At 70.5% G+C, this 19713-nt stretch carries 15 protein-coding genes; 12 read left to right on the top strand and 3 right to left on the bottom strand.

The window, feature by feature from the left end; genetic code table 11:
* Nucleotides 1–337: 337 nt before the first annotated feature.
* The 5 genes from DT019_RS29365 (at nt 338) to DT019_RS29345 (ending at nt 5013) form a co-directional block, all read left to right on the top strand.
* Nucleotides 338–856 carry a DUF1453 family protein gene (locus DT019_RS29365; RefSeq protein ID WP_114039967.1) on the top strand — a complete coding sequence of 173 codons (519 nt, stop codon included), beginning with the start codon at nt 338–340 and terminating at the stop codon, nt 854–856.
* Nucleotides 853–2037 (top strand): sensor histidine kinase, encoded by a 1185-nt coding sequence (locus tag DT019_RS29360; protein ID WP_114039966.1) that lies wholly within the window; start codon nt 853–855, stop codon nt 2035–2037. The genes DT019_RS29365 and DT019_RS29360 overlap by 4 nt, the downstream gene beginning before the upstream one ends.
* Nucleotides 2034–2723, top strand: coding sequence for a response regulator transcription factor (locus DT019_RS29355; RefSeq protein WP_114039965.1), 690 nt, complete (start codon nt 2034–2036; stop codon nt 2721–2723). Before DT019_RS29360 ends, DT019_RS29355 begins: the two co-directional genes overlap by 4 nt.
* A 116-nt stretch (nt 2724–2839) precedes the next feature.
* Nucleotides 2840–3418, top strand: a complete 579-nt coding sequence (locus DT019_RS29350; protein WP_114039964.1) for a DUF485 domain-containing protein — start codon at nt 2840–2842, stop codon at nt 3416–3418.
* Nucleotides 3418–5013, top strand: coding sequence for a cation acetate symporter (locus tag DT019_RS29345; protein ID WP_114039982.1), 1596 nt, complete (start codon nt 3418–3420; stop codon nt 5011–5013). The genes DT019_RS29350 and DT019_RS29345 overlap by 1 nt, the downstream gene beginning before the upstream one ends.
* 88 nt (nt 5014–5101) lie before the next feature.
* On the opposite strand, the gene DT019_RS29340 is transcribed toward DT019_RS29345, so the two are convergent.
* The gene (locus tag DT019_RS29340; protein ID WP_114039981.1) at nt 5102–5785 is read right to left on the bottom strand and encodes a response regulator; all 684 of its coding nucleotides are present in this window, start codon (nt 5783–5785) and stop codon (nt 5102–5104) included.
* Between the two features lie 160 nt (nt 5786–5945).
* Between DT019_RS29340 and DT019_RS29335 the strand changes: the two genes are divergently transcribed.
* The 3 genes from DT019_RS29335 (at nt 5946) to DT019_RS29325 (ending at nt 8796) form a co-directional block, all read left to right on the top strand.
* A complete protein-coding gene (locus DT019_RS29335) occupies nt 5946–6761 on the top strand; it encodes an ABC transporter ATP-binding protein (protein ID WP_114039963.1) in 816 nt (271 codons plus the stop codon).
* Nucleotides 6751–7611 carry an ABC transporter permease gene (locus DT019_RS29330; protein ID WP_114039962.1) on the top strand — a complete coding sequence of 287 codons (861 nt, stop codon included), beginning with the start codon at nt 6751–6753 and terminating at the stop codon, nt 7609–7611. The genes DT019_RS29335 and DT019_RS29330 overlap by 11 nt, the downstream gene beginning before the upstream one ends.
* Before the next feature lie 192 nt (nt 7612–7803).
* Nucleotides 7804–8796 carry an ABC transporter substrate-binding protein gene (locus DT019_RS29325; RefSeq protein WP_189390034.1) on the top strand — a complete coding sequence of 331 codons (993 nt, stop codon included), beginning with the start codon at nt 7804–7806 and terminating at the stop codon, nt 8794–8796.
* Between the two features lie 50 nt (nt 8797–8846).
* Here the strand turns inward: DT019_RS29325 and DT019_RS29320 are convergent, their stop codons facing one another.
* A complete protein-coding gene (locus DT019_RS29320; protein ID WP_114039961.1) occupies nt 8847–9524 on the bottom strand; it encodes a response regulator in 678 nt (225 codons plus the stop codon).
* Complete coding sequence (locus DT019_RS29315; RefSeq protein ID WP_114039960.1) at nt 9521–11197, bottom strand: sensor histidine kinase; 1677 nt, start codon at nt 11195–11197, stop codon at nt 9521–9523. Before DT019_RS29315 ends, DT019_RS29320 begins: the two co-directional genes overlap by 4 nt.
* Before the next feature lie 418 nt (nt 11198–11615).
* Between DT019_RS29315 and DT019_RS29310 the strand changes: the two genes are divergently transcribed.
* From DT019_RS29310 to DT019_RS29295, 4 genes are all read left to right on the top strand, one after another.
* A complete protein-coding gene (locus tag DT019_RS29310) occupies nt 11616–15923 on the top strand; it encodes a discoidin domain-containing protein (RefSeq protein WP_114039959.1) in 4308 nt (1435 codons plus the stop codon).
* A 135-nt stretch (nt 15924–16058) separates the two neighbouring features.
* Nucleotides 16059–17066, top strand: coding sequence for a LacI family DNA-binding transcriptional regulator (locus DT019_RS29305; RefSeq protein WP_114039958.1), 1008 nt, complete (start codon nt 16059–16061; stop codon nt 17064–17066).
* Between the two features lie 211 nt (nt 17067–17277).
* Nucleotides 17278–18696, top strand: coding sequence for an ABC transporter substrate-binding protein (locus DT019_RS29300; RefSeq protein WP_114039957.1), 1419 nt, complete (start codon nt 17278–17280; stop codon nt 18694–18696).
* 63 nt (nt 18697–18759) lie between these two features.
* Complete coding sequence (locus DT019_RS29295; protein ID WP_114039956.1) at nt 18760–19704, top strand: carbohydrate ABC transporter permease; 945 nt, start codon at nt 18760–18762, stop codon at nt 19702–19704.
* The last annotated feature ends 9 nt before the right edge of the window (nt 19705–19713 follow it).

Here is a 19713-nt window from a genome sequence, read left to right as displayed (position 1 = left end):
CAACATCGGTGACCTGGAGGCCTCCGAGCAGGTCTTCGACCTCCTGATGGGCAACGAGGTCGCGCCCCGCAAGGAGTTCATCACCAGCTCCGCCGCCACCCTGGACCGCTCACGCATCGACGCGTGAACCCGGCCTGACGCGCACCGGCCCGTGGGTCTCCCACGGGCCGGTGCGCGTTTTCTGCACCCGTGGGTGGAGAGAAAACATCCACCCGTGCTCCACCCCTGCTCCGATGCCTCTGACCAGGTCGTTTCCGTACCTTCGTAGACGTAAGCACAGCCCGACCGTCCCTGACGGTTCCTGTCTTCTCGTCTTTCTCGTCGTCCGGAGGCTTCGATGTCCGCGCTCTTCAACGTGCTGGTGGCAGTCGCGGTGGTGGCGTTGATCCTGGTCCGTCAGTTCAAGCCGCAGCAGGTGGGCGGTTCCGGGAAGAAGTGGTGGCTCGTCCCCGCCGCCCTCGTGTTCTTCGCGGTGAAGGACGGCGGCCTCGTCGACCAGCACCACCAGGCCGGGTCCGTCGCTCTGCTCGGCGCCGAGCTCGTGACCGGCGCGCTCATGGGAGTCGGCTGGGGTTGGACCTCGAAGATATGGACCGAGCCCGACGGCACGGTGTGGTCCCGCGGCACCAAGGCCACCGCCGGGATCTGGGTCCTCGGCATCGCCCTGCGGGTGGGCCTCGCGGGCCTCGGCGCGCTGGCCGGGATCCACCTGGGCACCGGCGCCCTCCTGCTCGCCCTGGCCGCCTCCCTGCTCGTCCGCGGCGGCATCCTGATGTGGCGGGCCCAGCCGGCCCTCGCGTCGTACGGTGTTGCCGCAGCAAGCCCCGCCCAGCAGGTGTGGAAGGACCGCGTGTGACCCCAGAGACCTGGCTCAGCTGGCCTTCGCGGGAAGCGCTCTCCCGCGAAGGCCTGAGCCGTGCCAGACGCAATCTCGCCCGGGGCATCAGGATCGTGGCCTTCGGCGCCCTGCTCTGGTCCACGTTCAGCAACGGGCCGGGCCACTACGCGTGGGTGGGGGGCGTGGCCCTGGTGCTGGTCTGCGGCCTGTTGGGCCGCGCGCTCTTCCGCTTCACCCTGGACCACCGGCTCTGGCCCTCCCTGATCTCGCTCCTGCTGGTGATGGGAGCCGCGGCCGGGGCCCGCGCGGCAGGCTGGCCGGTGCTCGCGCTGGTGCTGTGGTGCGCCTGCGCGGTGACGGCGCTGGAACGGCTTCCGCTGGCCGCCGCCATTCCGTGCACGGCCGCGTCACTGGGCGCCTACATCCTGGTCAACAACGACAACTGGCTGACGACGGCGGTCACTTCGGCCGGGCTCGGGCTCGCCGGATATGTGCTGCGTCTCGACGCCGAGGCGCGCGGTACCGCCCAGCGGCTCCTCGCCCAGGAACGGGCCGCGCGGGTGGCCGAGGCGGAGTCGGCCGCGCTCGACGAGCGGGCCAGGATCGCCCGCGAGATCCATGACGTACTGGCGCACAGCCTCTCGGCGCAGCTGGTGCACCTGGAGGCGGCCCGGCTGCTGATCGAGCGGGAGCCGCCCGGGGAGTTCCGGGAGCGGATCCTAGAACGGGTGGTGGCCGCCCGGGGCATGGCGCGCGAGGGCCTTGCCGAGACCCGCCAGGCGCTCTCCGCGCTGCGCGGCGAGATGACCCCGGTGGAGGACTTCCTGCACACCCTGATCGAGGGGGCCGGTTCGGGGACGGGTCTTGCCCCGGGCACCGGGGTCCAGGTGCGGGGCGAGCGCAGGGCCCTGCCCCCGGAGGCCTCGGGGACCGTGCGCCGGGTGGCCCAGGAGGCCCTGACCAACGTGCGCAAGCACGCGCCGGGCGCCGTCGTGGCCGTACGGCTGGAGTACCTGCCCCACGAAGTGACCCTGGAAGTGCGGGACTCAGGGGGCCGCGAGCGGGCGGGGGAGCTCGCTGTCAGTGGCTCCGGTTACGGTCTGCTGGGGATGAGGGAGCGCGCCGAACTGCTGGGCGGCACCCTGGAGGCCGGCCCGGACGAGGAGGGTTTCGTGGTGAGACTGAGGGTGCCCGCATGAGCGGGGGCGAGCCCGGGGCGCGGGGGACGATCAGGGTGGTCGTGGCCGACGACCAGTCCGTGGTGCGCGAGGGCATCGTGATGCTGCTCGGGCTGCTGCCCGGCATCGAGGTCGTCGGCTCGGCGCGGGACGGCGAGGAGGCGGTCGCCCTCACGGCCCAACTGGCTCCCGACATCGTCCTGATGGACCTGCGGATGCCGCGGTGCGACGGGGTGGAGGCGACCCGCCGCATCCGTTCCGGGCATCCCGGCACGGAGGTGGTGATCCTCACGACCTACGCGGACGACAACGACCTGTTCCCGGCCCTGCAGGCCGGGGCCCGCGGCTATCTGACCAAGGACGCCGGGGGCGAGGAGATCGTCAAGGCGATAGAGGACGTGCTGGCCGGGCAGGCCGGGCTCGCCCCCGCCGTGCAGCGCCGCCTCCTGGAGCGGGTGACCGCGCCGCCGGCCGCCCCCGCCGCGCCGGCCGAACTGCCCGACGGCCTCACCGCACGCGAGGGCGAGGTGCTCGCGCTCGTGGCCGAGGGAATGTCCAACCCGGAGATCTCGCGGGCCCTGCACATCTCGACCGCCACCGTGAAGACCCACATCAACAACATCTTCGGCAAGACCGGAGCGCGCGACCGGGCCCAGGCCATGCGGTACGCCTACCGGTACGGGCTGGCCCAGCCGCCTCGGGGCTGACGCGGCCGCGTCACCTAATGGGGTGAAGCCGGGGCGTAGGAGAGTCCAGGAGCTGCCCCCTCTGCCCATCCTGGGGCACGCGGCCGAACGGGTTCGTGGGCAAGGAGAGTTGTGCGGTGGAGAAGCAGGAGGGGGCTGATCCGGCGGCGGCGCGGATCGACGACCCCTGGTACGACGCCCTCGCCTCCGGCTGGGGCGAACTGGACGGCGAGACGGTGCCCGCCCCCGTGCCCGCCCAGCACTGCGGCGACGAGGACGAACGTCTCAGCCCGGCCGAGATCTATCTCGAAGTGCACCGCAGCGCCGCCTTCCAGGAGGTGCGCCGCCGCTATCGCGGGTTTGTCCTCCCCGCCTCCCTCGCCTTCTTCGGCTGGTACCTGGCCTATGTGATCACCGCGGTCGGCGCCCCCGGCCTCATGGCCCGCCCGGTGGCCGGGGCGGTGAACGTGGCGATGGTCGCGGGGCTGGCCCAGTTCCTCACCACCTTCCTGCTGACCTGGGCGTACACCCGCCATGCGCGGCTGCGCCGGGACCGGGCCGCGCTGGAACTGCGCTGGGTCGTGTTCGAACAGAACCAGCAGCACGCCCCAGGGCACCCCACGCGCGGTCGGCGGGCCGAACACACCCAGCAGACCGAGCAGGGCCGCGGGGCCCCGCGGATCAACGGACAGGGAACGACACGGGGGACCAAGTGATCGTCGGCGGGGACCATCAGACTCTGGCGCTGCTGCTGTTCAGCGCGTTCGTGGCGGCCACGCTCGCCATCACCACCTGGGTGAGCCGCAACCGGCACGGCTCGGCCGAGGAGTTCTACACCGGCGGCCGGCTCTTCTCGCCCATGGAGAATGGTTTTGCCATCGCGGGTGACTACATGTCGGCCGCTTCCTTCCTCGGCATCTCCGGGCTGATCGCACTCTTCGGCTACGACGGGATGCTGTACTCCGTGGGCTTCCTGGTGGCCTGGCTGGTGGTGCTGCTCCTGGTCGCCGAACTGGTCCGCAACTGCGGCAAGTTCACCCTGGCCGACGTGGTCGCGGCCCGCATGAGCGAACGCCCCGTGCGGATCGCGGCGGGAACTTCCTCGGTCACCGTGTCCGTTCTCTATCTGGTGGCGCAGATGGTCGGCGCGGGCAGCCTGGTGGCCCTGCTGCTCGGCGGCACGAGCGACGCCGCGCGGAACTGGACGGTCATCGGGGTCGGCGCCCTGATGGTGGTCTATGTGTCGCTCGGCGGGATGCGGGCCACCACCTGGATCCAGATCGTGAAGGCCGTCCTGCTCATGGCCGGCACGATCACCCTCACCGTGATGGTGCTGCTGCGCTTCCACGGCGACATCAACCTGCTGCTGAACTCGGCGGCCGACCACAGCGGCCACGGAAAGGAGTTCCTCTCACCCGGCCTCAAGTACGGCGGGGACTGGACGGCGCGGTTCGACTTCATCAGCCTGGGCCTCGCCCTGGTCCTCGGCACGGCCGGACTGCCGCACATCCTCTCGCGCTTCTACACCGTGCCCACCGCGCGGGCCGCCCGCCGCTCGGTCGTCTGGTCCATCGGCCTCATCGGCGGCTTCTACCTGATGACCATCGTGCTCGGCTTCGGCGCGGCCGCGCTGGTCGGCTCGGACGCGGTCAAGGCGTCGAACCCCGCGGGCAACACGGCGGTCGCGCTGCTCGCCTACAACCTGGGAGGCGGCGCGGGTTCCACAGGCGGAACGGTTCTCTTCGCCGTGGTCGCCGCCATCGCCTTCGCCACCATCCTGGCGGTCGTCGCGGGCATCACGCTGGCCTCCTCGGCGTCCGTCGCCCACGACCTCTACGCCTCGCTCCGGCGCAGACGCGCCAAGCAGCGCGGCGAGGTCGCGGTCGCCCGGGTGGCCGCGGTGGGGATCGGGGCGGTCGCGATCGCGCTGGGTCTGCTCGCGCGGGACCTGAACGTCGCGTTCCTGGTCGGCCTGGCCTTCGCGGTGGCCGCCTCCGCGAACCTTCCGGTGCTCCTCTACTCGCTGTTCTGGCGGAACTTCACGACGCGCGGGGCCGTGTGGTCGGTGTACGGGGGCCTGGTCCCGGCCCTGGTCCTGGTGCTGATCTCGCCCGTGGTCTCCGGCAGCCCCGAGTCCCTCTTCCCCGGGGTGGACTTCCAGTTCTTCCCGTTGCAGAACCCGGGACTCGTCTCGATTCCGCTGGGGTTCCTCGCGGGATGGCTCGGCACGGTGACCTCGCGCGAGGAGCCGGACGGGGCCAAGCACGCGGAGGCGGAGGTCAGGGCACTGACGGGCGCGGGTGCCGTGTAGGCCCGCGCAGGCATGCCGGAACGGACGGGTGCGGCGGTGCGGGCCCGGCAATTCCCCCCAACCTCCGTGAAAGTCGGCCCTGTTGGGGTCAGACCGCCCACGCATAGCGGTGTTCCGGGCGGCCCGTCTCGCCGTAGCGCAGGGTCAGCCGCAGGCGGCCGGACTGTTCGAGGAGGCGCAGGTAGCGCTGGGCCGTGGAGCGGCTCAGACCCGTGCGATCGGCGACCTCGTGCGCGGAGAGCGGATGGTCCGCGGTGTGCAGGACGTCGCGGATCAGCTCCGCCGTCGGCACGGAGTGGCGGCTGGGCAGCCCGGTGCGCAGGGCCGCGAAGATCCGGTCGACCTGGTCCTGGTCCTGGGCCGCGGGCTCCTGCCCGGCCGCGCCGGCGGCCCGGTCGACGGTGCGCCGCAGCGTCGCGTACGCGTCGAGCTTGGCCCTCAGCCCGGCGAAGGTGAACGGCTTCACCAGGTAGTGCAGCGCGCCGTGGCGCATCGCGGCCTGCACGGTCGCCACGTCGCTCGCCGAGGTCACCATGATCACGTCGGTGTGGTGGCCCTGCTGGCGCATCCGGCGGACCAGGCTCAGCCCCGTCTCGTCGGGCAGGAAGTGGTCGAGCAGGACGAGGTCGATCCGGTGGCGTTCCAGCGTGGCCAGCGCCTGGGCGGCGCTGTGCGCCCGTGCCGCGACCCGGAACCCGGGAACCTTCCCGACATAGGCCGCGTTGATCTCGGCGACACGGAAGTCGTCGTCCACGACCAGGACGTCGATCAAGGCGTTCTCCTCCCGCATGCCGACATGGCGTTTTCCCGCTGTTCGAACCCCGCAGTTGTAGCGCGCGCAAAACGAGCACAACAGGGGTTTGCGCGCAGAAGTGCGTCCAGCGCCCACAAGCCTGACGTCCTGGCCGGAGCCGCGCCTACGGTCCCGCTCCATGAACACAGACACCAGCCCCGCCATCGAGCTGAGGGGCGCCGGCAAGGCGTTCCGTACGCCGTCGGGGACATTGCACACCGCCGTGCGGGAGCTCGATCTGACCGTGCGGCAGGGCGAGTTCGTGGCCGTCGTCGGCCCCACCGGCTGCGGGAAGTCCACCACGCTGACCCTTGTCAGCGGCCTGGAGGAGCCCACCGATGGCGAGGTCCTGGTGGCCGGGAAGCCGGTCGAGGGCATCGGCGATCAGGTCGGCTTCGTCTTCCAGCAGGATGCCGTCTTCCCCTGGCGCACCGTGCTCTCCAATGTCATGGCGGGCCCGCGCTTTCGCGGCGTACCCAAGGCCGAGGCGAAGGAGATGGCCCGCGGCTGGCTGGCGAAGGTGGGCCTCGCGGCGTTCGAGGACCGCTATCCGCACCAGCTCTCGGGCGGGCAGCGCAAGCGCGTCGCCCTCGCCGCGACCTTCGTCAACGACCCCCGGATCCTGCTGATGGACGAGCCGTTCTCGGCCCTCGACGTCCAGACCAGGGCCCTGATGTCGGACGAACTCCTCGATCTGTGGTCCGGCACGGGTGCCTCCGTCGTGTTCGTCACGCACGACCTGGAGGAGTCCATCGCGCTGGCCGACCGGGTCGTCGTGATGACCGCGGGCCCCGCCACCGTGAAGCGGATCTTCGACATCGACCTGCCGCGTCCCCGCAAGGTCGAATCGGTGCGCCTGGAGCCCCGGTTCGTCGAGATCTACCGGGAGATCTGGGAATCGCTGGGGGAAGAGGTCCGCATCACCCGTGAGCGGGGTGCCGCACATGTCGCCTGACACCGTCGCCGCGCTCGGCCTCAAGGCAGGCACGCGCACCAGGGCCCGTGCCCGGGCCGCCCGCAACCGCCGCCTCCTCGTGCTCGGCAGCCGGGTTCTGCTTCTGGCGCTGGTCGTCGCCCTCTGGGAGATCCTGGCCCGTGCCGCGGTCATCGACCCGTTCAACTTCTCGATGCCCTCGGCGATCTGGGACCAGATCCGGGAGTGGGCCGTGCACGGCACCGCTCAGGGACCGCTCTGGGAACAGATCTGGTACACGCTCTACGAGGCGCTGCTCGGCTGGATCCTCGGCGTGACGGGAGGCGTCGTCCTCGGCATCACCCTGGGCCGGATCCGCTTCCTCGCCGATGTCCTCGGCCCGTACATCAAGGTTCTCAACGCCATTCCGCGCATCGTGCTCGCGCCGGTCTTCCTGATCTGGTTCGGTCTAGGCCCCGCGTCGAAGGTCGCCTCCGCCGTCGTGCTCGTCTTCTTCCCGGTCTTCTTCAACGCCTTCCAGGGGGCGCGCGAGGTCGACCGGAACCTGGTCAACAACGCCCGCATCCTGGGCGCGAGCAACCGCCGGGTCACCCTTCAGGTGGTCATTCCGTCCGCCACCTCCTGGATCTTCACCAGCCTCCACGTCAGCTTCGGCTTCGCGCTCATCGGCGCGATCGTCGGCGAGTACATCGGCGCCACCAAGGGCCTGGGCCTGCTGGTGGCCGCCTCGCAGGGGACGTTCAACGCCGCCGGGGTGTACGCGGCGATGGCCATCCTCGCCGTCGTCGCCCTGCTCACTGAGGGACTGCTCACCTTCGCCGAACGGCGGTTGTTCCGCTGGCGCCCGCCCGAGGCCGGCAGCGAGCGCTGAGGGCGCCCCGCGCCCTTCCTTCCCGTACAGCCACCTGATCACAGGGACGTGATGACCATGCCGAGCAACCCCGAAGCCGTACCGGACGACAGCAACTCCCTTATCCAGCAAGCCCGTTACCCTCGCACCACCGCACGACGGCGCCTGCGCGCCGCGCCCTTCCTCGCGGGCGGGCTCTGTGCCGCTCTCGTGATGACGCTCTCCGGATGCGGCGGCGATACGGCTTCGGACGACAAGAGCGCCTCCGGGCAGGCCAAGATCAAGGTCATGGTCGGCGGTCTCGACAAGGTCATCTACCTGCCCGCGATGCTGACCCAGCAGCTCGGGCACTTCAAGGCCGAGGGCCTGAACGTGGAGCTGCTCACCGAGCCCGCCGGAGTGCAGGCCGAGACCGCGCTGATCTCCGGCGACGTACAGGGCGCCGTCGGCTTCTACGACCACACGCTCGATCTCCAGGCCAAGGGCAAGAAGATCGAGTCCGTGGTGCAGTTCTCGCACGCGCCCGGAGAGGTGGAGGTCGTCTCCAACCAGGCGGCGGCGAGCATCGGTTCGCCCAAGGACTTCAAGGGCAAGAAGCTGGGCGTCACCGGTCTTGGCTCGTCGACCGACTTCCTCACCAAGTACCTCGCCGTGCGGGACGGGGTGAAGACGAGCGAGTTCACGCCGGTCGCGGTGGGCGCGGGGCAGACGTTCGTCGCCGCGCTGAAGCAGGGCTCCATCCAGGGCGGCATGACGACCGACCCGACGGTCGCCACCCTCCTCGACCAGAAGCTCGGCAAGGTGCTGGTCGACATGCGTACGCCCGAGGGCTCGCAGCAGGCGCTCGGCGGGCCGTACCCCTCCTCCAGCCTCTACATGAGCACGGAGTGGGTCAACGGCCACCGGCAGACGGTGCAGAAGCTGGTCAACGCCCTGGTGAAGACGTTGCGCTGGATGTCCACGCACAGTGCCGAGGAGATCGCGGCGAAGATGCCCGCGGACTACGCGAAGGGAGGCAAGGACCTGTACGCGCAGTCGATCAAGAGCACGCTGCCGATGTTCACCAAGGACGGCGTCATGCCCAAGGACGGTCCGGAAACGGTCGAGAAGGTGCTCAAGGCCTTCAACCCGAACCTCAAGTCCACCAAGGTCGACCTCTCCCAGACGTACACGACGGAGTTCGTGAAGAAGGCGCCGCAAGGCTGAGGCCGCTGGGTCGACCACCGGACCCCGGGAAGTCGAGGGGTGGCCGCCTCCTACAGCGAGGCGGCCCACTCGTAGCGGTGCTCGGGGCGGCCGGTCTCGCCGTAACGCAGGCCGAGGCGTACCCGGCCCGCCCGCTCCAGGAGTTTCAGATAGCGCTGGGCCGTCTGGCGGCTCACCCCGGCCCGCTCCGCGATGTCCTGCGCCGAGAGCGGGCCCTCGGCCTCCTTGAGGACCCTGCGCAGCAGGTCTGCGGTGGTGGGGGAGTGGCCCTTGGGCAGATCGGGCTCGGCGGGCACCGAGAGCGCGCCGAAGATCTTGTCGACCTCCGCCTGCTCGGCCTCGCCGCCGCCGTCCAGGGTGCGGCGCAGCACGGCATACGCCTCCAGCTTGGTGCGCAGGCCGGCGAAGGTGAACGGCTTGACCAGGTACTGGAGCGCGCCCTGGCGCATCGCGGCCTGCACGGTCGCCACGTCACGGGCGGCCGTCACCATGATCACGTCGGTGTGATGGCCGAGCCCGCGCAACTCCCGTACGAACGCGAGGCCGTTCTCGTCCGGCAGATAGTGGTCGAGCAGCACCAGGTCCACCGGTCGTTCGACGATCCGGGCGAGCGCCTCCGCCGCCGAATGCGCCTGGGCGACCACCCGGAATCCGGGAACCTTTCCGGCGTACGCGGCATTGATGCCGGCGACCCGGGGGTCGTCGTCCACGACCAGTACGTCGATCATCGCGCCTCCTGAGTGGCCCTGTTCCGCCGGCCGTCCCCGGCGGGCCGGTCCAGCGCCTCGCTCAGCGCGTCGGGCAGGACGACGGTGAACTCCGCCCCGCCGCCGGGAGCCGTGCCCACCCGCGCACTGCCGCCCATCCGCTCCGCGAACCGGCCGACCAGCGCGAGCCCGAGCCCCCGCTTGCCGTGCGCGGGCGGCTCCTTGGTGGTCCAGCCCTCGGTGAAGACCAGCGCGCGCTGCTCGGCGGGGATGCCGGGCCCGTTGTCGCGGACCCGCAGCACGACGGTGCGTCCCTCGGCGCGCAGTTCCACCTCGACCTCGGCGCCCGGCGTCCCGGCCGTCGCGTCGAGCGCGTTGTCCAGGAGGTTGCCGGTGACCGTGACCAGGCCGCGCGGGTCGACGAGCCGGTCCGGCAGCGCGGTGGCGGGGGACAGGCTCAGGGCGACCGCGCGCTCGGCGGCGACCGTCGCCTTGCCGACGAGGACGGCGGCGAGCAGCGGGTCCCTCACCTTCTCGGTGACCTGCTCGGCGGTGGCCCGGTGCACCCCGACGACCTCCGTGATGAATTCGAGGGCCTCCTCGTACAGCTCCAGTTCGAGCAGGCCCAGCAGGGTGTGCAGCCGGTTGGCGTGCTCGTGGTCCTGGGCGCGCAGGGCGTCGATGAGGCCGCGCGTCGAGTCCAGCTCGCGGCCGAGCCGCTCCAGCTCGGTGCGGTCGCGGAGCGTGGCGACCGCACCGCCGTCGTCGGTCGGCATCCGGTTGGCGACCAGGACGCGGTGGCCGCGCACGGTCAGCAGGTCCCTGCCCTCGACCCGGCCGGCGAGCACATCGGTCGTACGTCCCGCTCCGAGCACCTCGTCCAGCGCCCGGCCCCCGGCTTCGGGGCCGACGCCCAGGAGGCGCTGCGCCTCGTCGTTGAGCAGTCGGATCCGGCCTTCCCGGTCGAGCGCGACCACGCCTTCGCGGATGGAGTGCAGCATGGCCTCGCGCTCCGCGAGCAGCCCGGAGATGTCGGAGAAGGCCAGGTCACGGGTCTGCTTGTGGATGCGCCGGGCGATCAGGTACGCGGCGAGCGCGCCCACCGCGAGCGCTCCGCCCGCGTAGGCGAGCAGGCCCGGGATCGCGTTCAGGAGCCGGGCCCGCACGCTGTCGTACTCGATGCCCACGGAGACGGCCCCCACGATCCGGCCGCCCGCGTCCCGCAGCGGCACCTTGCCCCGGGCCGAGCGGCCCAGGGTGCCGCTGTCGATCTCCATGACGTCGCGGCCCGCGAGCGCGTCGCTCGGGTCGGTGGAGACCGGCCGGCCGATCTGCGCGGTGTCGGTGTGCGACCAGCGCACCCCCCGGGCGTCCATGACCACCACGTACTCGGCGCCCGTCGCCCGTCTGACCCGCTCCGCCTCGGCCTGTACCGGTCCGTCGGCGGTGGGGCGCGAGGCCAGCAGGTGGTCGGCGACCTGCGGCTGGGCCGCGGTGGCCTCGGCGATGGCGAGCGCGCGCCGCATGGCCTGGTCGTCGAGCTGGGCGCTGAGCGGGGCCAGGAAGAGCCCGGTCGCCAGCACGGCGACTCCGGCGGCGATGGTCAGCTGCATGAGCAGCACCTGGGAGAAGACGCGCCGCGGCCAGCCCAGCCGCCGCCGACGCGGTGCGGTCCTGGTGGGTGGGGCGGTCATGGGTAGGCACGTTAGACGCCCCGGGTCGCTTCCCGAAATCCCCGAGGGATCACCGTGCGATCACCGGGAACGCCGCGGCGAAGGTCTCCGGCAGGTCCCCGGACGGCTCCGCGAGGTTCCTTGCGCGCCACTCGGCGCGCCGAAATTCGCTTGCGCTGTTTGCGGATATCTTGCGGGCCGTTGTCGGGCTGCGGAGAAAGCCGCACTACGCGCCGGTGACGCGGAGGAAAGCGATCGTTCCGGTTCGTCGGACGGCGTGGTACGCCCGGCTTCCCGGCCGGTCGCGGGGATGGACGCATGGACGCATCTCTGCAACTCTCTCACCGCCCAGCGCAAATTATCGGGCGCTTTTCTGCAGAAACTCGGTCGGCAGGAGCCCTGGCCGAGACCTCCCCCTAGTCGCGCAGATCGGGGACACATGAGAACGCACCGTTGGAGATGGCGTACGCGGGTCCGATTGCTCGCCGCGGTCCTCGCCACCAGCCTGTTCATGATCGGTTGGCCCACGCTCTCCGCCTCGGCGGCGGGCGGCCCGGACCTGGCCGCCGGAAAGCCCGCGTCGGCCTCCGGCGCGAACGGGCCCTACGTCGCCAAGAACGTGACCGACGGCGATCAGTCGACGTACTGGGAGAGCGCGGGCAGCGCCTTCCCGCAGTGGATACAGACCGACTTCGGCGCCCCCAGCCGCATCGACGAGGTCGTCCTGAAGCTCCCCGCCTCCTGGGGCGACCGCAAGGAGACCCTGTCCGTGCAGGGCAGCACCGACGGCACCGGATTCACCACTCTGGTGGGCTCGGCGGCGTACGCCTTCACGCAGAGCTCGGGCAATACGGTCAGGATCGGTTTCGCCGCCTCCACGGCCCGGATCGTGCGGATCGCCATCACGGCGAACACCGGCTGGCAGGCGGCCCAGCTCTCCTCCCTCGAAGTGCACGCGGCCAACCAAGGCGACGGCACCAACCTCGCCCTCGGCAGGACCCTCACCGCGAGCAGTTCCACGCAGACCTATGCCGCGGCCAACGCCAACGACGGCAACAAGGCGAGCTACTGGGAGAGCGCCAACAACGCCTTCCCGCAGTGGCTCCAGGCCGACCTGGGTGCCACCGTCCCGGTCGACAAGGTGGTCCTCAAGCTGCCGGACGGCTGGGGAGCCCGCACCCAGACCCTCAAGGTCCAGGGCAGCGCCAACGGCACCGACTTCACCGATCTGACCGCGTCCCAGGGCTACGACTTCACCCCGGCCAACGGGCTCACCGTGCCCGTCGCGTTCGGCCCGGCCACGACCCGCTATCTGCGGGTGCTCGTCTCGGCCAACACGGTCCAGCCCGGCGCGCAACTCTCCGAGCTGGAGATCTACGGCCCGGCGACCGGCGACACGCAGCCGCCGACCGCCCCGAGGAACCTCGCCTACAGCGAGCCGTCGGCCGGTCAGATCCGGCTGACCTGGGACGCGGCCACCGACGACACCGCGGTCACCGGATACGACATCTACGCCAACGGCGAGCTGCGCACCAGCGTGGCCGGGAACGTCACCGCGTACACCGACACCCAGCCGGCGAGCGCCACGGTCACCTATGTCGTCCGGGCCAAGGACGCCGCGGGCAACCAGTCGGGCGACAGCAACAGCGTGACACGCAAGGGGAGTTCGGGCGACACCCAGGCCCCGACCGCGCCCTCGGGACTCGCCTTCACCGAGCCCGCGGCCGGGCAGATCAAGCTCGCCTGGACGGCCTCGAGCGACAACGTGGGTGTCACCGGGTACGACGTCTACGCCAACAACCAGCTGCTCAAGACCGTGGCGGGCGATGTCACCACGTACACCGACAGCGAGCCGGTCACCGTGACCGTCTCGTACTACGTGCGTGCCAGGGACGCGGCGGGCAACCAGTCCGCCGCGAGCAACACCGTGACCCGCAACGGGACGTCGAGCGGGGACGGCTCCAACCTCGCCGTGGGCAAGCCGATCACGGCCTCCTCCGCCGCGTTCGCCTTCGTCGCCGAGAACGCCGACGACAACAACACGGCGACCTACTGGGAGAGCGCCCCGGGCGGCTACCCGAGCACCCTCACCGTCAAGCTCGGCGCCAACGCGGACACCAACACCGTGGTCCTGAAGCTCAATCCGGACAGTGCCTGGGGCAGGCGGACCCAGAACATCGAGGTGCTCGGGCGCGAGCAGAGCGCCTCGTCCTACACCGGCCTCGTGCCGGCCAAGGACTACACCTTCGACCCGGCGAGCGGGAACACGGTGGCCATACCGGTCGCGGCGCGGGTCGCCGACGTCCAGCTCAGGTTCACCTCCAACACCGGGGCAACGGGCGGGCAGATCGCGGAGTTCCAGGTCGTGGGGGTGCCCGCGCCCAACCCGGATCTGGAGGTCACCGCGCTGACGGCCAGCCCGTCCGCACCCGTCGAGTCGGACGCCGTGACGCTGGCGGCGACCGTGCACAACAAGGGGACGAGCGCCTCGCCCGCGACCACCGTCGCCTTCCAGCTCGGCGGCTCCAAGGCGGCCACCGCGACCGTGGGCGCGCTGGCGGCCGGCGCCGCGCAGACGGTGAGCGCCTCCATCGGCACGCACGACGCGGGAACCTATCCGCTGAGCGCGGTCGTTGATCCGGACAACACCGTCATCGAACAGAACGAGACCAACAACAGCTTCACGGGAAGCCCCCTGGTCATCAAGCCGGTCGACTCCTCCGACCTGGTGGCCGCCCAGGTCGCCTGGTCGCCGAGCGCCCCCTCGGCGGGCCAGTCGGTCGCCTTCTCCGTGACGCTGAAGAACCAGGGCACCCTGGCCACGGCGGGCGGCAGCCACCCCCTCACGCTGACCCTGCTCGACGACAAGGGCGCCCCGGTGAAGACGCTCACCGGTGCCTACGACGGCGCGCTCGCACCGGGCACCACGGCGCCGCCGGTCAGCCTCGGCAACTGGACGGCCGTCAACGGCAAGTACACGGCGAAGGTGGTGATCGCGGACGATGCCAACGAACTGCCGGTGAAGCGCGCCAACAACACCAGCTCGCGGGCCTTCTTCGTCGGGCGCGGGGCCAGCATGCCGTACGACACCTATGAGGCGGAGGACGGGGTGACGGGCGGCGGCGCCCAGGTCGTCGGGCCCAACCGGACCATCGGCGACCTCGCGGGCGAAGCCTCCGGCCGCAGAGCCGTCACGCTCAACTCCACCGGGAACTATGTGGAGTTCACCGCCCGCGCCGATGCCAACAGCCTGGTGACGCGCTTCTCCCTGCCGGACGCCCCGGGCGGTGGCGGCATCAACGCGACCCTGGACCTCTATGTCGACGGCACCTTCCGCAAAGCCATTGACCTGACCTCGAAGTACATGTGGCAGTACGGCGCCGAGGCGAGCCCGAGCAACTCGCCGGGCTCCGGAGGCCCGCGCCACATCTACGACGAGGCCAACGTCCTGCTCGGCGACACCGTCAAGGCGGGCAGCACCATCCGGCTCCAGAAGGACGCCGCGAACTCCTCCACGTACGCGATCGACTTCATCGACCTGGAGCAGGTCAGCCAGGTGCCCAACCCGGATCCGGCGGCCTATGCCGTGCCGTCCGGCACCACTCAGCAGGATGTGCAGAACGCCCTGGACGCGGTGCGGATGGACACCACCGGCAGGCTCGTCGGCGTCTATCTGCCGCCGGGCACCTACGCGACCAGCAACAAGTTCCAGGTCTACGGCAAGGCCGTCAAGGTGGTGGGCGCGGGCCCCTGGTTCACCCGGTTCGCCACCCCGGCCGACCAGGAGAACACCGACGCCGGGTTCGACGTCCAGTCCTCCGCCAACGGCTCCTCCTTCACCGGCTTCGGCTTCTTCGGCAACTACACCTCGCGCAACGACGGCCCCGGCAAGGTCTTCAACTGGTCGAACGTCGCGAACATGACCATCGACAACGTGTGGGTCGAGCACATGATGTGCCTGTACTGGGGCACCAACACCGACCACATCACCATCGAGAACTCCCGGGTCCGCGACCTGTACGCGGACGGGATCAACCTCACCAACGGCAGCAGTGACAACACCATCAGCAATGTGGAGGCCCGCTCCACCGGAGACGACAGCTTCGCGCTGTTCCCGGCGACCGACATCAACAACGCGGACGAGACCGGCAACGTCTTCCAGAACCTGAGCGCCCTGCTCACCTGGCGGGCCGCCGGGTTCGCCGTCTACGGAGGCACCGCCAACACCTTCCGGAACCTGTACGCGGCCGACACGCTCACCTATCCCGGACTGACCATCGGCACGCTGAAGTTCGGGTCGATCCCGGCGCTCGGCTTCGGCAGCGACCCGACGAACTTCCAGGGCATCTCGCTGGTGCGCGCCGGCGGGCACTTCTGGGGCGCGCAGGCCTTCGGGGCGCTGTGGATGTACTCCGCCGAGTACGAGTTCCAGGGGATCCGCGTCAGTGATCTGGACATCACCGACCCCACGTACTCCGGGATCATGTTCCAGACGAAGTACAACGGCGGCACACCGCTGTACCCCGTCAAGGACAGCGTGCTCACCCATGTCAGCATCAGCGGCGCGAAGAAGAGCGGCGACGCCTTCGACGCCAAGTCCGGGTTCGGCATCTGGGCCAACGAGCAGCCCGAACCCGGTCAGGGGCCGGCCGTCGGCGAGGTGACGTTCAACGACCTGAAGCTGAGCGGCAACGCGCAGGACATCAGGAACACCACCTCCACCTTCAAGATCAACATCAACCCGTAACGGAGGCCATCGCGGATGCCGCCCCGGTTCGCCGGGGCGGCATCCCGCATGCCCGCCGAACCAGGCCCGGTCGCGTCCGCACCTCGGCTCATCGGAACGCAAACCGCTTGCATGGCTTGCGCTAGTCTTGCGCGCATGACGCGACGACTTGCTCAGGTGGCGAAGAAGGTAGGAGTCAGCGAGGCCACGGTCAGCCGAGTGCTCAACGGCAAACCGGGAGTCTCCGAATCCACCCGGCAGGCCGTGCTCACGGCGCTCGACGTGCTCGGCTACGAGCGCCCGACCCAGCTGCGCGGCGAGCGGGCCCGGCTCGTCGGCCTGGTTCTGCCCGAGCTGCAGAACCCCATCTTCCCGGCGTTCGCCGAGGTCATCGGCGGTGCGCTCGCCCAACAGGGGCTCACCCCGGTCCTGTGCACCCAGACCAAGGGCGGCGTCTCCGAGGCCGACTACGTCGACCTGCTCCTTCAGCAGCAGGTCTCGGGTGTCGTCTTCGCGGGCGGCCTCTTCGCGCAGATGGAGGCCCCGCACGGGCACTACCGGCAGCTCGCCGACCGCAAGGTCCCCGTCGTCCTGATCAACGCGGCCATCGAGCACCTCGACTTCCCCTGTGTCGCCTGCGACGACGCGGTCGCCATGGAACAGGCCTGGCGCCACCTGGTCTCGCTCGGCCACCAGCGCATCGGCCTGGTGCTCGGGCCGCCCGACCACGTCCCCTCGCGGCGCAAGCTGGACGCGGCCCGCGCGCTGCTGGCGGCGGCCGGCGGCGAGCTCGGCGAGGACCGGATCGAGCGCGCCATGTTCTCCCTCGAGGGCGGCCAGGCCGCGGCCTCCCGGCTCCTGGAGCGCGGCGTCACCGGCATCATCTGCGCCAGCGACCCGCTCGCGCTCGGCGCGGTGCGGGCCGCCCGCAGGCGCGGCCTCGACGTGCCCCGCGACGTCTCCGTCGTCGGCTACGACGACTCCGCGTTCATGAACTGCACCGAGCCCCCGCTGACCACGGTCCGCCAGCCCATCGAGGCGATGGGCCGCGCCGCCGTCGAGCTCCTGTCCGCGCAGATCCAGGGCGGCGTGGTGCCCCCCGGCGAGCTGCTCTTCGAGCCCGAGCTGGTGGTGCGCGGCTCGACCGCGCAGGTTCCCCGCTAGCCGTTTCCGTACCGTCCTCCTCCGGCGCGCCGGGCCACTGCCGCCCGGCGCGCCGTTGTGTGCGCCCGCCGCATCCCACGCGTACAACGGACTGTCGAAGTTTTACGAAATTGGCGCGAGATATTGCGCTGATGTGATGCCGGTGGTTGAGTGTGCCGCGCCCCGCTGCCGCCGGCCGGGCCTCGACGCTCCTCCCCGAAGGGGTCCTCCGATGAGACGCACCTCGTTCAGCCCCGCACGACCAGGACGCCGCACCGCCCTCGCACTCGTCAGCGCCGTCGCGCTCACCGCCCTCGCCGCCTGCGGAACCAGCAGCGACACGGGAAGCGGCGGCAACCGGCCCGGCAGCGGGTCGAGCGACCCCGCGGCCCCGCTCGACCCCGGGGCCAAGGTGGACCTCACCATCGACTGCATGCCGCCGGCCGCCAAGGCCGCCGAGCTCAGGGAGTGGAAGCAGGACGTCGCGACGTTCAACAGGACCTACCCGAACGTCCACATCATCGGCAAGTCCACGCCCGGCCAGTGCGAGGAGCCCGCCCGCTTCACCGCCGCCCTCAAGGCGAAGTCCCAACCGGACGTCTTCTACACGTACTTCACCGATCTCCAGCAGGTCCTGGACAACAACGGCGCCGCCGACATCTCGGCCTACGTCACCGCCGCGTCCGTACCGGCCCTGAACAGCATCGACCCGGCCGTGATGGGGGTGTACAAGAAGGACGGCAAGATGTACGGCCTGCCCACCAGCAACTACCAGATGGGCATCATGATCAACCGGAAGCTGTTCCAGCAGGCCGGGCTCGACCCGGACAAGCCTCCGGCCACCTGGGACGAGGTGCGCGCCGACTCCCGGGCCATCGCCAAGCTCGGCAACGGCGTCTACGGCTACGGCGAATACAGCGCGGAGAACACCGGCGGCTGGCACTTCACCGCCGCCCTCTACAGCCTCGGCGGCGACGTGGTGGGCCCCGACGGAAAGGCCGCCTTCGACAACGCCACCGGCAGGCAGGTCCTCCAGCAGCTGCACGACATGCGCTGGAGCGACCAGAGCATGAGCAGGACCCAGCTCCTGAAGTGGGGCGACCTCCAGAAGCAGATCACCGCCGACAAGCTCGGCATGTTCCTCGCCGCACCCGACGACATCGCGTACATGGTCCAGCAACTCGGCGCCAAGTACGAGAACTTCGGCATGGGCCCCATTCCCGCCGGCAGGGCCACGCTCACCGGCGGCAACGGCTACATGATCAAGCAGGGCAGCTCGCCCGACAAGATCAAGGCCGCGATCGCCTGGCTCAACTTCAAGAACCTCAGCCCCGGCAAGGGCCAGTTCGACTGGGCCCGCACCAAGGCCGACCAGCTGCCCGTCGGCGTGCCGCAGCCGAACTTCTTCACCGGCGACGTGAAGGCCGCGGACCTCAAGTCCCGGACCGACAACGCCACCATGCCGGTCGCCAACTTCGCGCCCTACCTCGCCAAGCCGGTCCCCGGAAAAGCGGAGCCGCCCAAGGCGCAGGAGGTCTACAAGGTCCTCGACAACGCGATGTCCGCGGTGCTCACCAACAAGGACGCCGACATCGCGGCGCTGCTCTCGACCGCCCAGAAGCAGGTCGATCAGGTCCTGGCGAACCAGTAGCGCGCACGGCGGCAGGGGCCGGAGTGCCCTCCGGCCCCGCCCGCCCCGGATTCAGGAGTGACGATGTCGGCCTCCACACTGCCCACACGGGAAACGGCCCGCCCGCCCCGGAGCCACCCGCTGCCCAGGCCCCGCGGATTCGCCCGGGCCCTGCGGCGCAACCTCACCGCGCACGGCTTCCTGATCGGCGCCGTGCTCTGCTTCGCCTTCTTCTCCTGGTACCCGATGGTCAGGGAGTTCGTGCTCGCCTTCCAGAAGACGAAGGACGGCCGTACCACCTGGGCGGGCTGGTCCAACCTCCGCTATGTCTTCCACGACCCGGCGTTCTGGCAGGCCTGGCGCAACACCCTGCTGTTCACCGGCCTCGCCCTGGTCCTCGGCTTCGTGCTGCCCTTCCTGGTCGCCGTCCTGCTCAATGAATTCCGGCACGGCCAGGGCTACTTGAGGCTGCTGGTGTACCTGCCGGTGATGCTGCCGCCGGTCGCCTCGGTGCTGCTCTTCAAGTACTTCTACGACCCCGGGTACGGCCTGTTCAACCGCGTCTTCGAGCTGTTCGGCCTGCAGCAGCAGCAGTGGCTCCAGTCCACTCACACCGCCATGCTCTCGGTGGTGATCGCTGCGACCTGGATGAACATGGGCAGCGCCACCCTCGTCTACCTCGCCGCCCTCCAGGGGATTCCCGGCGAGCTGTACGAGGCCGCCGAACTCGACGGCGCCGGGCTGCTGCGCAAGATCTGGCACGTCACCGTCCCGCAGACCCGGCTCGTGCTCTCGCTCATGTTCCTGATGCAGATCATCGCCACGATGCAGGTGTTCACCGAGCCGTTCCTGCTCACCAACGGCGCGGGCCCCGAGGGTTCCACGACGACCGTCGTCTACCTCATCTACCAGTACGCCTTCAACTTCAACAACTACGGCGGCGCCGCGGCACTCGGCCTGTGCCTGCTGGTGCTGCTCGCGGGCTTCTCGGCGGTGTACGTGCGGCTCAGCCGCGACGGTGACCAGTAGGTCCGGAGA

Origin of the sequence: Streptomyces sp. SDr-06 (genome assembly GCF_003324565.1) — a bacterium.
Taxonomy (GTDB): Bacteria; Actinomycetota; Actinomycetes; order Streptomycetales; family Streptomycetaceae; genus Streptomyces.
This window is presented reverse-complemented; position numbering and strand designations above follow the sequence as displayed.